Below are 13,927 nucleotides of genomic sequence, written 5' to 3' on the forward strand. Positions count from 1 at the left end.
CTCAGCCGGGAGGCTGCATGCTGGCCCGCTGCGCCAGCCACTGCGCAAACAGGTCGGCTGCCGGATGCGCGTCCTGCGCACGCCGCCGGCACACGAAATAGCCCCGGCCGGTCGACGCCGATCCCGCCACCGGCATCACCAGCCGGCCGGACGCCAGGTCGGCCTCGGCCAGACATTGCTGGACAATAGCCACGCCCATGCCCGAACGCGCCGCTTCAATGAGGTTCATGCCCAGGTCAAACCCCGTGCCCTTGCGGTGAACCGGCATCGCCGCCCCCCGGGCCTGTGCCCACAGACTCCAGTTATCGGGGAAGTTGGAGTGATAAAGCAGCGGCTGCGCCAGCACCAGCTGCGGCGTATGCAAATTCCGCGCCAGTTCGGGCGTGCAGACCGCCACGATCTCCCGGCCAATCAGGTACTGCGCCGCGATGTGGCGCGGCCACCGGTGCATTGCGCCGCGCGGGACCTCAATCCAGACATCGACATCGTCCCGTGTGAAATCCTCGTCGTGATGGTACTGGCGGAACTCGATTTCCACCTCGGGATGCAAGAGGCGAAAGGCCTCGAGCCGCGGCATCAGCCACAAAGTGCCCAGGCTGGTGATGACGCTCAGCCGCAAACGCAGGCGCTCGGGCGTCTTGCGCATCCGCGAGGCGGCCGCATGCAGCGCGGCGACGGGTTTTTCCACCAGCTTGCGCAGCTGCGTGCCGGCCGGCGTGAGGACCACGCCAGAGGAAGTACGCTGCAGCACATCCTGCCCCAACTCCTGCTCCAGCCGCAGCACCGCGCGGCTGACGGCCGCCTGGGTGACATGCAGATCCTGCGCCGCCCGGCGAAAACTGCCGGCACGCGCCACAGCCAGAAAGGCATTCAACTCCACCAGGGACGGGCTGCGAATCTGCATCGGATCGATTCCTGCTTTCAAACAATAGGACGGGGCTTTGGTATTACATCATGTCATCACCGGCGACCCAAATGTTGCTTGTGGCGCCTCACCCTCGCCCCTAAGCTCGCGCTCTCCGACACAACTTCATCTGGAAAAACGCCATGGATACACGCCGCCAATTCCTCTACGCCTGCGCCGCGACCCTCGCACTGGCCGGTGCCGCACAGGCGCAGACCGGCTACCCCGATCGTCCCGTGAAGCTGGTGGTGCCCTTCGCGCCGGGCGGCTCGACCGACCTGGCGGCACGCCTGATCGCCGAATTTGCCGGCCGCGAGCTCGGCCAGCCCATCGTGGTGGAAAACCGCGCCGGTGCGGGCGGCTCCCTGGGTATGGAGCTGGTGGCCAAATCCAAGGCCGACGGCTACACCCTCGGCATGGCCACGGTCAGCACGCACGGCAGCAACCCGGCGGTGTATGCCGGCAAGCTCAAATACGACCCGGTCAAGGATTTCTCGCCGGTCACCAATGTGGCGACCACCCCCAGCGTGTTTGCCGTCAATCCGAAGGTGGCCGCCAGCACCATGCAGCAATTCATTGCGCAGGCCCAGGGCAACCCCGGCAAGTACAGCTTCGCGACGCCGGGCACCGGTTCGCTGGGCCACGCCAACATCGAACATTTCGCAGCGCTGGCGAAAATCCAGCTGCTGCATGTGCCCTACAAGGGCGCCGGCGTGGCGATGAATGATGCCCTGGCCGGCCAGGTGGACGCCATCACCGACAACCTGCCCTCGGCCCTGCCGCACATCAAGGCCGGACGCCTGCGCGCGCTGGCGGTCCTGTCCGAAAAGCGCTCGCCGGCCCTGCCCGATGTGCCGACCTATGGCGAACTGGGCTTTCCGCAGATGGGCGGCGGCGGCTGGTTCGGTATCGTGGCGCCCGCCGGAACGCCCGCGGCCGTCATCGCCAAGCTCAACCAGGCGATCCACAAGGCCATGAAACATCCCGAATTCGCCAGGAAACTCGAGGAATCGGGCGCCACGCCCATTCCCGGCACGCCGGCTGAATTCAGCAAGCAGATCGAGCAGGCGATGGCGCGCTACCAGCGTGTGGCCAAAGTGGCCAACATCCAGCTCGACTGAAGGCTGCATGACCGAACCAGTCCACGCCTTCACCCTGTCCGGGCCGGAGGCGCCCGCGCTGCCCCTGGTCTGCGACTCGCCGCACAGCGGCACACACTACCCCGACGACTTCGGCCATGCCGTGCCGCGCGCGCTGTTGCGGCGCGGCGAGGACACCCACGTCGAGGCGCTCTGGTGCGCCGCGCCCGCCGTCGGCGCGACCTTGCTGGCAGCGCACTTTCCGCGCACCTACATCGACGCCAACCGCACGCTGGACGACCTCGATCCCGAGCTGCTGGAAGGCGCCTGGCCCGAGCCCCTTGCCCCCAGCGAGAAAAGTCGCCTGGGCTTCGGGCTCATCTGGCGCCGGCTGAACGCCGACATGCCAATCTACGCCCGCCGGCTGAGCGTGGCCGAAGTGCAGGGGCGCATCGCTCATTACTACCGTCCCTACCATGCGGCGCTGGCCGAGGCCATTGAGCGCAGCGTGCAACGCTTCGGCGGCGTGTGGCACCTCAATCTGCATTCGATGCCCAACAACGCCTACGAGCGCCTGCAGATCCAGAGCCCCGACCCGCTCGCCGACTTCGTCCTCGGCGACCGCGACGGCACCACCTGCGAACCGGCGTTTGTCGCACTGGTGGAGCAGCAGCTGCGCGCGCGCGGCTACAGCGTGGCCCGCAACAACCCTTACAAAGGCGTGCAACTCATCGCCAAGATTGGCCAGCCGGCCCAAAACCGGCACAGTCTGCAGGTGGAGATACGCCGCCCCGTCTATATGGACGAGAGCACCCGCGAGCCCAATGCCAACTTCCCGGCCGTGCAGAAAGACCTGACGGACGTGTTGCACGCCATCGCCGCCTACCTGCGCGAGGGCCAAGGCAGGCAGCCGCTCTGACGCGGCCTTCAGAACAAAAACCGCAGGGCTTTGCCCCGTTTGGCGGCCAGTTCGCTGACCGCCGCTTCCAGGACGTGGAGAAGTGACACGGCCTCCTTGGCCTGGAAGGGGGTGGCCGCCACTGCCACCTTGAGCTGCAACACCGTGCCCGGCGGCAGGATGTCCGTCGAGGCAAGTCCGCGCGCAATCAGCCGCTGACCGAGTTCCGCCACCTGGTCGCGCGTGCGGCGGCCTTCGAGAATGATCACAAAATCGCCGTCGCGGTGGCGCGCCACCGTGTCGCCCTCGCGCACCACATGCGTGATGCAGGCGCCCGCATGGACCAGCGCCATCTGCGCCACCTGCAGCCCGTATTCGTCGCGGATCGCCTGGAGGTTGCCGATGCGCACGCGCAGCACCGCGCCCGACGCGGGGTCGCGCTGCTGGTGCTGGAGCACATGTTGGAGACGCTCAAGCATCACCCGGTGGTTGACCGCACCGGTCAGCGGGTCAATCCGGGCCATGGTGCCGATGCGAGCCCGGTTGTCGCGCCGTTCCCGGCTGCGCTGGTACAGGGCAATCAGCAGCAGCGGGATCTCCAGGGCCACGCCCAGCTGCGCGCCGTATTGCGTCATGAAGGACACGGGCACCAGCTGCATGTTGCGCAGGACGGGGAACACGGCGCCGGCCAGCACCGCCAGCACGCCGGCCAGCACCCACAGGCCGACGCGCGGAATGCGCCAGGCGTACCACAGCGCCACACCGAGATAAATCACGAAACTGGCCAGGTAGTAGGGACCGGAGACCGCAAAAAACGGGTTGCGGCCGACAAACAGGAAGCCCAGCGCCAGCATGGCGCCCACGCCCGCCATGGCCAGCATCAGGCGGGTCGCCCAGCGGGCGCCGCGCCCGACCACCAGCTCGCGCATGAAGAGGTGGCCCAGCGCCGCGCCTGTCACCGGAAGCACGTTGGACGCCACGTCATTCCACCAGGGGTTGTCGGGCCAGAAATACTCGCCGGCCAGACCCGTGAGTGAAAGCTGGCCCAAGGCGATCACCAGCACATAGGCCGCGTAATAGAAATGGATGGAGTCGCGCCAGAAATAAGCGTTGACGGTGCAGATCACCAGCACCAGCGCCACCAGCCCGGCATAGGCACCCAGCAGGAAATGCCAGCGCTTGCTGGATTCCTGGAAATCGCGTGCGCTCCACACGGTCCAGCGCACGCTGATGGGATGGCTGTGCTGCACCCGCAGGTAGCTGGGCCGGGCCTCCCCCGGCTGCTGCACCAGCTCGAACGCCGGATGCAGGTAAGGCAAGGGCCACCGCGACACCGGGATCGAATCGCCCGACCGGAGGACATCCCAGCCGCCATCGGCCGCGGGCCGGTACAGATCCACGCGGTTCATGCCGGGGTGCGGCAGCGCCAGCACCAGCGGGGTCGACTCACCGACAGCAGGCAATGCCAGCTGATACCACAGGGCAGCGGCGCCGCCCGCCGGCATGATGCGGTCTGCGCTGGCCGGTGTTGCCTCGCCGCTGGTAAAGCGCTGCTGAACCTGCGCCAGCGTCTGCCCACCCAATGTGTCCACCAGGACCAGCGCTTCGCCTTGCCGGCCCAACCATCCGGCGGCCGGAGCCGACCCGGTCTGCGCCAGCACCGGCAAACCGGCCACCAGCCAGCATGCCGCCAGCACAAAGACGACAAAGACGAGCAATGCCCGCCCGGGGCGGCCCGTGACACGGTATGACAAACACCAGCGGCTGGGGGAAAGTGGCATGGAGCGTGCGCGGCTTAAGATGAGCAACCGCAGGTATTTGAAATAAAAAAGACGTGTCCCACTTTAGCAAGGGACGCCCGCTCTGACCATCCCACAGTTGGAGGAGGGCCCGGCCGATGTGTCATTCTGGAGTCTTCTGATGAACTTGCCCGCCTACCTCGCGCCGTTTCGCCCCCGCATCCTGTCGGCGTTGCGCGGCTACACGCGCGAACGTTTCGGCAAGGACCTGGGTGCGGGCATGACCGTCGGCATCGTGGCCCTGCCGCTGGCCATGGCCTTTGCAATTGCCTCCGGGCTGTCGCCGCAGGCCGGCATCTGGACCGCCATCATTGCCGGCGGGCTGATTGCCCTGCTGGGCGGCTCGGCCGTGCAGATTGGCGGGCCGGCGGGCGCCTTCATCGTGATCGTCTACGGCATCGTCGAGCAATACGGCCTGCCCAACCTCCTGATTTCCACCGCCTGTGCCGGCGTGTTGCTGTTCCTGCTCGGGTTTCTCAAAATGGGCACCCTGGTGCGCTACGTCCCGGTCAGCATCGTGGTCGGTTTTACCAACGGCATCGCCGTGCTGATTGCGCTGTCGCAACTCAAGGACCTGCTGGGCCTGCAGATTGCCAAAATGCCGGCCGACTTTTTCTCGCAGATCAAGGCCCTGGCCACACACATGGACTCCTTCAACGCCAGCGCCCTGGGCCTGGGCGTGGTCTGCTTTCTGGGCCTGGTGCTCTGGCCCCAACTGTTTGCCACCCAGCCCGGCGCGGGCAATGGTCTCGCCGCGCGCCTGATCAAGCGGGTGCAGGTGGTCGAGGGCCTGCAACTGATGGGTGCCACCCGGGTGGTGTCGCGCGTGCCGGGACCGGTGGTCGCGCTGATCACGCTGACGGCTTTTGCCTGGCTGCTGAGTCTGCCGGTGGAAACCATAGGCTCACGTTTTGGCGGTATTCCGCGCTCGCTACCGGCCTTCGCACTTCCCGATTTTTCCTGGGACACGGTGCGCCTGCTGCTGCCGCCCACGCTGACCATCGCCGTGCTGGGCGCGGTGGAGTCGCTGCTGTGCGCACGTGTCGCCGACCAGATGTCCGGCCTGCCCAAGCATGACCCCAACCAGGAACTGATGGCCCAGGGCGTGGCCAATTTTGTCGTGCCCTTTTTCGGCGGCATGCCGGCCACCGGTACGATCGCCCGCACCGTGACCAACTTGCGGGCGGGCGCCACCTCCCCGGTCGCCGGCCTGGTGCATGCACTCATGCTGGTGGGGGTGGTGCTGATCGCCGCGCCGCTGGCCGCGCATGTGCCGCTGGCCGTGCTGGCGGGCCTGTTGCTGCATGTGGCCTGGAACATGGGCGAGTGGCGCGAGTTTGCGCACCTGCACCAGTACAGCAACCACTACCGGCTGCTGATGCTGGGCACTTTCTTCCTGACGGTGGTGTTTGACCTCACGGTCGCACTGCAGGTCGGCATGCTGCTGGCCTGCGTGCTGTTTGTGCAACGCATGAGCAGCTTGTTCCGGGTGGTGGAGACCGGACGCACCGACGACAGCATCCACTTCCAGCTCTATGGTTCGCTGTTTTTCGGCGCGGTCGCCAAGATCGATCCGGTGCTGTCGGTGGTTGAAAGCGCGCCGCAGGGCCTGCTGGTGCGCCTTGATGCCCAGTCGCTGCAGTCGCTCGACGCCTCCGGGCTGGATGTGCTGGGTCAACTGCACAAGGCCATCGTGCTGCGCGGCGGCCGGCTGGTGATCTCCGGCCTGAACGCCCAGCCGCGCGCGGTCATGGCGCGTTCGGGCTTTCTGGCGAAGGTTGAAGAACTATGAAAATGATAGCTATCCGCGCATATTCCATAAGGGATACACCCCTTTTTGACACCTTATTTCAGCGACTGGGGCCGCTGGGCCCGCTCACCTCGGCATCGACCGAGGCGGTGCGCACGACGCGCAGATCCCGGTCAAACACCACGGTGAAAATTCTCGGCGTGCCTGGCGCCGACAGGTAACGCCAGTCGTAGTGGGTTTCCTGCTGCAGGGCATACGGCGTGACCCGCATCGGTTTGCCTGGGATGCTCTGCCTGACTCCCGCCATGCGCGTTCGGATCCACAACGGGATGATTTGCTCGCCAACACCACGCAGCGTGTGCTGAAGCACACGCAAGGGGTTTGGTGAGGAAAGCGCCCGTTTTGGTCCGAACCCGAAGGGGCGTGGTTTTGCGGGCGATCCGCTTCGTTACAAAACCAGGCAAGGCGTGCAGCCTTGCCTTGGGTTTTGCGCCTCACGGCTCATCCCGCAAAAGCCCCGCCGCGCACGGCGCGAGTCAGGCAGAGCATCCCATCTTGCGCACCTGCTCCATGGGCATGCCGGGCAGGACCAGCGCGAAGTTCTGCGGCGTCAAGACCTGGCGCAAGGCGCTCATCCTGCCGTCCGGGCCGATGGTGATCATGTAGTTGACCTGGCCTTCGGGCTGGCGGTTGTACTCCAGTGTGCGCGCACCGGCTTGGGCGGCTACGCCGGGAAAGGGGTTGCCGGCCAGATCGGCGGCTTCCCAGATTTTTTCGGGCTCACCGAACCGGGCGCGCACATCGGCTTCGGTGGCCACACCTTCCTCGAGTTCGGCGATACGCTGCGGGTCGCAGCCCACCATCCCCAGCAATACCGACAGCAGTCCAACGTCCATGTGTGCGCGCGGCCCGCCCGGAAAATGAAAAAAGGCAGGCGCATGGTGGTCCCCGGTAAAATCAGTCAATTCAACATTTCAGGCAGTTTAGTCCCATGTCCATTTTCGCCCGCCCCCACTACACCTCGGAAGTGACCCTGTTCATCGAGGAACTCAAGGCGAAAAAACCCACGCTGGAGGCCGAACAGCGTGCAGGGCGCGCAATCTGGTGGGACAAGAAGCTGGACCGCTCCGAGCAGGCCGACTACCAGGATGCACGCGTGCCGCAGCAGCCTTATGTCTATGGCACCAGCGGCCACCCGAACAGCGAACAGGCCTGAGGCCAACAGTCAAAAAGGCCTCCAGCCCTTGCTGGACCTGCGCCGGCAGCTATTGTTTTCATAGTTACTGACGCAAGCGCCCCACCCCCATGTCCACGATCACCGAACTGCCACCCTCGCCTTCCGAGCCGGGTTCGCCGCCCGACGCGCTGGCGCTGGCTGGCATGCCCGCGGTGATCGACCAGGTCGCGCTGGCCCGCCTGTACGGCGAGCCGCTGTTCGCGATGCCGCAGGACCTGTACATCCCGCCCGACGCGCTGCAGGTGTTTCTGGAAGCCTTCGAGGGCCCGCTGGACCTGTTGCTGTACCTGATCCGCAAGCAGAACTTCAACATCCTCGACATCCCGATGGCGGCCGTCACCCGCCAGTACCTGGTCTACGTCGATGAAATCCGCGCCACCAACCTGGAACTCGCTGCCGAGTACCTCCTGATGGCCGCCATGCTGATCGAGATCAAGTCGCGCATGCTGCTGCCGCCGAAAAAGGTCGCCGACGGCCAGGAGCCGGAAGACCCGCGCGCCGAACTGGTGCGCCGGCTGCTGGAATACGAGCAGATCAAGCTGGCCGCACACAAACTCAACGACATCCCGCAATTCGGCCGCGACTTCCTGCGCGCCCAAGTCTATGTGGAGCAGGCGCTGCAGCCGCGTTTTCCCGAGGTCAGCGTGGTCGACCTGCAGGAAGCCTGGCGCGACATCGTCAAACGCGCCAAGCTGGTGCAACACCACGTGATCTCCCGCGAGGAGCTCTCGGTGCGCGAACACATGAGCATCGTGCTGCGCAAGCTGCAAGGCCAGAAGTTCGTCGAGTTCGAGCACCTGTTTGAAACGGCCCGCGGCATGCCGGTGCTGGTCGTCACTTTCATTGCCCTGCTCGAACTCTCCAAGGAAGGCCTGATCGACGTGACCCAGGCCGAGGCGTACGCACCAATCTACGTGCGTCTGGCCTACACGCCGGCCTGATCCTCGGCCTTGTGCTTCCCGCCCCCGAGGGAGCTACAACGACGGCGTGGCATTGGCCCTGGCGGCCTTGCCGACCTCAGCACTTGCCTCAAGCCAACGGAAAATGGCGGGGTTTTACAGGGTGCCAGTGATGCGGGTCCGGTTACCCGGCACTGACTGCGCGGCCGGAACATAAAAAGCTGCCGGCCCCCGCCAATCTCCTCGGCGTTGCCAAATTCCAACGCAGTTGAGATAAATCAACTGCCCCCCCCTTTGGCATTACATCTCGGCGCCACGTCCTACACCTAGTTACTAGTCTCACGTTTTTAATCAACCAGAGGGCTGGAATACGCGCGGATGTGGAAAAGCGGGTACCGGAACCCGATCAATAACGAGGAAACCTTATGCTGCAAAACAAACTACTTCCGATAGCCTTGCTGGCACTCAGCCAGGGCGTGCTGGCCCAACAGCCTCCCACGGCGGGCAGCCAGATGCAGCAAATTCCGCCGGCGCCGGCCCCACAAAAAGCGCCGCCCGAAATCAGCATTGAACGAGGGGCCGCACCCGTTACCTCCACAGCGGATGAGGCAAAAATCCTGGTCCGCAGCCTGCGCGTCACGGGCGCAAAAGCCTATACCGAAGCCGAGCTGGTCGCGATCACGGGCTTCACCCCGGGAACCGAGCTGACACTCACCGACCTGCGCGCGATGGCGTCGAAGATCACGACGCACTATGCAAAAAACGGTTATTTCGTGGCCCGGGCTTACCTGCCCGCGCAGCAAATAACGGACAACACCGTCACCATCGAGGTCAGCGAAGGTCAATACGGCAAGATCATCCTGCGCAACCAGACCACGCTTTCCGACGATCAGGCCTACCGGCTGCTTGGCGGCCTGAACAGCGGCGACCCCATCATCAATGACCCGCTGGAGAGCCGCCTGTTGCTGCTCTCGGACACGCCGGGCGTGAATGTCAAATCCACACTGGTCCCGGGCGCCACGCCGGGTACCTCCGATCTGATTGTTGACCTCACGCCGGGCAAACGCGTGAGCGGCAGCATCGATGCCGACAACGCCGGCAACCGCTATACCGGCGAGTACCGCCTCGGTGCGACCGTCAACCTCAACAATCCGCTGGGGCTGGGCGACCAGGCCAGCGTGCGCGCCGTGACTTCCGGCTCGGGGCTCAACTACGGCCGCGCGTCCTATCAGGTGCCATTCGGCAAAACAACCGTGGGTGTCGCTTACAGCCGGCTGGAGTATGAACTGGGCAAGGAGTTCGCTCCCCTGCAGGCCAACGGCACGGCAGAGATTGCCAGCATCTACGTCATCCGTCCGCTGATCCGTTCGCGCAACAACAACCTGTACACCCAGCTCGCGTACGAAGCCCGGACTTTCCAGGACAGGATCGATAGCACCATCCCCCCATCGGTCACCGACAGGCAAGCGGACGTGTTGATGGCCAGTCTTTATGGCGACCACCGAGACAATCTGGGCGGCGGCGGGGTCAGCGCTTATTCGCTGACCTGGTCGATCGGCAACCTCGACATACAAACGCAGGCGGCGCTGGCCGCCGATGCGGCGAGCGCCCGCACCAACGGTTCCTACAACAAGCTCGCCTTCACCGCCACGCGGCTGCAGCGCGTCACTAACGTCGTGTCGCTTTATGGGTCGATCAGCGGGCAGGTCGCCTCGAAAAATCTCGATTCCTCGGAGAAGATGGACTTGGGCGGCATGAACGGTGTGCGCGCCTACCCCCAAGGTGAAGCCTCCGGCGACGAAGGCTACCTGGTCAACCTCGAAGCCCGGCTGCTGCTGGGCAAGCTTTCTGACCGCGTTCCAGGCCAGGTTCACCTGATCGGCTTCGTCGATGCCGGCAGTGTCACCATTCACAAAAATCCCTGGACCACCGTAAACAACCACAGAAATCTGGGCGCTTACGGTGTGGGCGCCAGCTGGGGCGAACCCGGCAACTTCCTGGTGAGGACGTACTACGCCCGCAAGCTCGGCAACGAACCGGCGCTTTCAGCCCCCGACAAGTCAGGCCGGTTCTGGATCCAGGCCATCAAATATTTCTGACATTGCCAGCTTCCGCGCCAACACGACAGCACACAAGGACTCACCCATGAACCGCATTCACCAATCCATCTGGAGCGACAGCTCAGGCGCCTTCGTCGCCGTGTCTGAAAACGCCGGCGGCGCAGGCAAGAAAAAATCCTCGTCCACGACGGGACGCCCCAGCGCCGCGAGCTTCGCCGTCAAGGCCCTGTCAGCCTGCCTGATGCTCGGCCTGGGCGCCTCTGCCTATGCCTTGCCCACAGGCGGTGTGGTGGCGGCCGGCGGCGCCAGTATCACCAGCGGCGCGTCCTCCACGACCATCACGCAGTCCACCGCCAACACGGTGATCAACTGGCAAAGCTTCGGCATTGCCGCCGGCCAGACGGTGCAGTTCGTGCAACCCGGCAGCACATCGGTGGCCCTGAACCGGGTGCTGGGCGCCGATCCGTCCAGCATCATGGGCAACCTTTCGGCCAATGGCAGGGTCTTTCTGCTTAACCCGAACGGCGTCCTGTTTGGTAGCGGCGCACAAGTCAACGTTGGTGGCCTGGTGGCGTCCACCATGAGCCTGAGCGATGCGAAATTCATGTCCGGGGACTATAGTTTTACCGACGCAGGAAACGGCTCGGTCGTCAACCAGGGCAACATCACTGCCGCCGACGGCGGTTACGTCGCACTGATGGGCAAAACCGTCAGCAACCAAGGCGTCATTTCCGCCAGACTGGGCTCGGTGGCGCTTGCTGCCGGCAATGCCGTGACCATGGACGTGGCCGGCGACGGCCTGCTCAATGTGTCGGTGGCTCAAGGTGCGGTCAACGCGCTGGTTGAAAACGGCGGCCTGATTCGCGCCGATGGCGGCCGCGTGCTGCTGACGGCCCAGGCGGCCGGCAACCTGCTGCAAACCGCGGTCAACAACACCGGCGTGATCCAGGCGCAAACCATTGGAAACCGCAACGGCACCATCCTCCTCCTGGGCGACATGCAGAGCGGCACCATGAATGTAAGCGGCACGCTGGACGCCAGCGCACCGAACGGCGGCAACGGCGGCTTTATTGAAACCTCGGCGGCGCGCGTGAGCATCCGCGACGATGTGCGCGTCACCACCGCCGCGCCTCAAGGTCTGATGGGCACATGGCTGATCGACCCGCAGGACTTCATCATCGGCGCAGGCGGCAACATTTCCGGCGCGACTCTTTCGGCCCAGCTGGTGAACAACAGCATCAACATCACCACAGCCGCCGGCACCGGCAACGGTGATATTTTTGTCAACGACGCGATCACCTGGACAGCCGCCGGCGCCCCGACGACCCTCACACTGACTGCCGATCGGGACACCAACATCAATGCGGCCGTGACAGCCACCAACGGAAACTTTTCAGTCTGCTGCGGACGCGATATCAACGTGAACGCCGCCCTGACCACCACCAACGGAAGCATCCTGCTGGCCGCCGGACGCAACGTCAACCTGAATGCCGCCGTCACCACCACAGACGGCAACCTCATGATGTGTGCCGCCAACGATGTCAACATCAGCAGCAAGATCACGGTGACCAATGGCACGCTGGACTCCACCCGCAGCCTGGGCTTGCCCCGTGGCCTGACCATCAGTGCGGACACTGACGGCACAGGCCCTGGAGTCGCGGGCGGCACGGTGATCTTCGCGCCACTCGCACCCCTGGCTGCCGTCACCAATGCGCCGGTCGTCATCACCTACAACCCGGTCTCGTACACCACGCCGACGGACTATTCGACCAAATTCACCCTGACCGCGGGTGCGACACTGACGCAACGCATGTTGGTCTTTCCCGAAGTCATCAAGAACTTCGACGGCACAACCACGGCGGTCCTCACTTCCCTGAAGGGTGCCCCCGGCGGCGTGAGCCTGATTGCCGGCTCCGGCGCCACCGCCACTTTCGACAATGCGACCGCCGGAACGAACAAGACCGTAACCTTTACCGGCTACACGCTGGGCGGAACCAACGCCAGCCAGTACGCACTCGCCTCCAATTGCTGTGGAACCATTGTCCAGAAAACAACCGGAACCATCAGACCGGCGATTCTCCCGGCGACCGTAAGGGGTTTCAACCCGGATGGCAGCTTTGATCTACCGTACATTGAACTGGCCATGCCCGCACTCGCCACTTTGGCTTCGTATCGGTCAGGGTTGATGCCAACCTACATGTCTGACGCTGGCGATGTCTTCTTCGTCACCAAGGAAGAAGAGGTGGCAGCACCCACGGTGGCACCGTTCGCCCCACCGCCACCGTATATCGCGCCACGTTATGTACCCAAACCAGCGCGTAACTGATCGCCGCACGCCCGGTGCGTGACGCATGCATACAGGGTTTCGGTAGGCCGGCGCAAGACCATCCGCTGCAGAAAACAGCGCAGACATGCTGCCCATCAGGTTTGAGGCGGGCCGGACTTTGCCTGGCCCTGCTGTTCACAAGCCTTGTATATCCCCTGGCCTTTGCCGGCGGGGATGTGGGGCAGCCGTCAGGTCTCGCCCCGATCTCCGGAATATCATCCGGCGCAGCCATGGCCAGCGCTCCAGCACGGGACCGGGTCCACAGTCCTCCCAGGCGCGCCTACTTCGGACAGGAGCGCGCGTCCCCTGACGCCGTCCACATCGCTGACTGGGTCGTCGATTCCGCCGACAACCAGGGCATGCCTTTCATGATTGTGGACAAAGCCCATGCCCGGGTGCTGATGTTCAATGCCGCTGGCCGCTTGCAGGGCGCGGCGTCAGCGTTGCTCGGTCTGGCACGTGGTGACGACTCGGTGCCCGGCATTGGCGAGCGCAAGCTCTCCACCATCCTTCCGGAGGAGCGGACGACACCTGCCGGACGTTTTGTCTCCTCCCTCGCTCGTGACATCCATGGCCAGGAAGTCCTCTGGGTGGACTACGACACGGCCATCGCGCTGCATCGGGTCGTCAAGGGTACGCCCGGCGAGGGGCGGGCACAGCGACTGGACAGCCTGACATCCGACGACAACCGGGTTTCCTACGGCTGCATCAATGTCCCGGTGAAGTTTTACGACAAGCTGGTCAGTCCGGCCTTTACAGGAACAAACGGGGTCGTCTACATCCTTCCGGAGACCCGCTCAGCCCGTGAAGTCTTCGGCTCCTACGATGTCCAGGAACGTGCCCTGCAGGTGGCCGGGCAGCAGGCTACCACCACGGATTCGTCCGCTGCCATCCGGAAATAGCCCCCGGCGATCATTGCCATCAGTATTTTCCAATTCAGGTATGAGCCTGAAGGGCGGTTGATGCGGCGATCTG

At 64.5% G+C, this 13,927-nt stretch carries 11 protein-coding genes and 1 pseudogene; 8 read left to right on the forward strand and 4 right to left on the reverse strand.

Going from position 1 to position 13,927, the window contains the following annotated elements:
* Window position 1: 1 nt before the first annotated feature.
* Entirely contained in the window at window positions 2-904 is a 903-nt protein-coding gene (locus tag PSV40_RS01850; protein WP_300533500.1) for a LysR substrate-binding domain-containing protein, read from the reverse strand.
* A 143-nt stretch (window positions 905-1,047) separates the two neighbouring features.
* Here PSV40_RS01850 and PSV40_RS01855 point away from each other — a divergent pair, with 143 nt between their 5' ends.
* Both PSV40_RS01855 and PSV40_RS01860 read left to right on the forward strand, forming a co-directional pair.
* Window positions 1,048-2,025: a tripartite tricarboxylate transporter substrate binding protein BugE gene (locus PSV40_RS01855; RefSeq protein WP_300533502.1), complete on the forward strand. Its 978-nt coding sequence runs from the start codon at window positions 1,048-1,050 to the stop codon at window positions 2,023-2,025.
* A gap of 7 nt (window positions 2,026-2,032) precedes the next feature.
* Window positions 2,033-2,902 carry an N-formylglutamate amidohydrolase gene (locus tag PSV40_RS01860; RefSeq protein WP_300533504.1) on the forward strand — a complete coding sequence of 290 codons (870 nt, stop codon included), beginning with the start codon at window positions 2,033-2,035 and terminating at the stop codon, window positions 2,900-2,902.
* 8 nt (window positions 2,903-2,910) lie between these two features.
* Here PSV40_RS01860 and PSV40_RS01865 read toward each other — a convergent pair whose 3' ends face one another.
* Complete coding sequence (locus PSV40_RS01865; RefSeq protein WP_300533506.1) at window positions 2,911-4,662, reverse strand: diguanylate cyclase; 1,752 nt, start codon at window positions 4,660-4,662, stop codon at window positions 2,911-2,913.
* 139 nt (window positions 4,663-4,801) lie between these two features.
* Here PSV40_RS01865 and PSV40_RS01870 point away from each other — a divergent pair, with 139 nt between their 5' ends.
* On the forward strand, window positions 4,802-6,472 hold the full coding sequence (locus tag PSV40_RS01870) for a SulP family inorganic anion transporter (protein WP_300533508.1): 1,671 nt from the start codon (window positions 4,802-4,804) through the stop codon (window positions 6,470-6,472).
* 58 nt (window positions 6,473-6,530) lie between these two features.
* Here the strand turns inward: PSV40_RS01870 and PSV40_RS01875 are convergent, their stop codons facing one another.
* A complete protein-coding gene (locus tag PSV40_RS01875) occupies window positions 6,531-6,701 on the reverse strand; it encodes a hypothetical protein (RefSeq protein WP_300533510.1) in 171 nt (56 codons plus the stop codon).
* 280 nt (window positions 6,702-6,981) lie between these two features.
* A pseudogene (locus PSV40_RS01880) lies at window positions 6,982-7,326 on the reverse strand (outer membrane protein assembly factor BamE); the annotation flags it as partial.
* A 95-nt stretch (window positions 7,327-7,421) separates the two neighbouring features.
* Here PSV40_RS01880 and PSV40_RS01885 point away from each other — a divergent pair.
* From PSV40_RS01885 to PSV40_RS01905, 5 genes are all read left to right on the forward strand, one after another.
* Window positions 7,422-7,646, forward strand: a complete 225-nt coding sequence (locus PSV40_RS01885) for a DUF3460 family protein (RefSeq protein WP_300533511.1) — start codon at window positions 7,422-7,424, stop codon at window positions 7,644-7,646.
* 164 nt (window positions 7,647-7,810) lie between these two features.
* Window positions 7,811-8,608, forward strand: coding sequence for a ScpA family protein (locus PSV40_RS01890; protein ID WP_255250047.1), 798 nt, complete (start codon window positions 7,811-7,813; stop codon window positions 8,606-8,608).
* Between the two features lie 383 nt (window positions 8,609-8,991).
* Window positions 8,992-10,665 (forward strand): ShlB/FhaC/HecB family hemolysin secretion/activation protein, encoded by a 1,674-nt coding sequence (locus tag PSV40_RS01895; protein ID WP_300533513.1) that lies wholly within the window; start codon window positions 8,992-8,994, stop codon window positions 10,663-10,665.
* A gap of 46 nt (window positions 10,666-10,711) precedes the next feature.
* Entirely contained in the window at window positions 10,712-12,952 is a 2,241-nt protein-coding gene (locus PSV40_RS01900; RefSeq protein WP_300533515.1) for a filamentous hemagglutinin N-terminal domain-containing protein, read from the forward strand.
* A 230-nt stretch (window positions 12,953-13,182) separates the two neighbouring features.
* Window positions 13,183-13,854 (forward strand): hypothetical protein, encoded by a 672-nt coding sequence (locus PSV40_RS01905; RefSeq protein ID WP_300533517.1) that lies wholly within the window; start codon window positions 13,183-13,185, stop codon window positions 13,852-13,854.
* Window positions 13,855-13,927 lie beyond the last annotated feature (73 nt).

This window comes from Polaromonas sp. (genome assembly GCF_029945925.1).
In the GTDB taxonomy this organism is placed as follows: Bacteria; Pseudomonadota; Gammaproteobacteria; order Burkholderiales; family Burkholderiaceae_C; genus Polaromonas.

Excerpts from the sequence above, each read along its gene's own strand:
- PSV40_RS01885 (WP_300533511.1), top strand. The coding sequence starts at position 7,422 with ATGTCCATTTTCGCCCGCCCCCACTACACCTCGGAAGTGACCCTGTTC.
- PSV40_RS01895 (WP_300533513.1), top strand. The coding sequence starts at position 8,992 with ATGCTGCAAAACAAACTACTTCCGATAGCCTTGCTGGCACTCAGCCAG.
- PSV40_RS01900 (WP_300533515.1), top strand. The coding sequence starts at position 10,712 with ATGAACCGCATTCACCAATCCATCTGGAGCGACAGCTCAGGCGCCTTC.
- PSV40_RS01890 (WP_255250047.1), top strand. The coding sequence starts at position 7,811 with ATGCCCGCGGTGATCGACCAGGTCGCGCTGGCCCGCCTGTACGGCGAG.
- PSV40_RS01905 (WP_300533517.1), top strand. The coding sequence starts at position 13,183 with ATGGCCAGCGCTCCAGCACGGGACCGGGTCCACAGTCCTCCCAGGCGC.
- PSV40_RS01855 (WP_300533502.1), top strand. The coding sequence starts at position 1,048 with ATGGATACACGCCGCCAATTCCTCTACGCCTGCGCCGCGACCCTCGCA.
- PSV40_RS01860 (WP_300533504.1), top strand. The coding sequence starts at position 2,033 with ATGACCGAACCAGTCCACGCCTTCACCCTGTCCGGGCCGGAGGCGCCC.
- PSV40_RS01850 (WP_300533500.1), bottom strand. The coding sequence starts at position 904 with ATGCAGATTCGCAGCCCGTCCCTGGTGGAGTTGAATGCCTTTCTGGCT.
- PSV40_RS01870 (WP_300533508.1), top strand. The coding sequence starts at position 4,802 with ATGAACTTGCCCGCCTACCTCGCGCCGTTTCGCCCCCGCATCCTGTCG.
- PSV40_RS01875 (WP_300533510.1), bottom strand. The coding sequence starts at position 6,701 with ATGCGGGTCACGCCGTATGCCCTGCAGCAGGAAACCCACTACGACTGG.
- PSV40_RS01865 (WP_300533506.1), bottom strand. The coding sequence starts at position 4,662 with ATGCCACTTTCCCCCAGCCGCTGGTGTTTGTCATACCGTGTCACGGGC.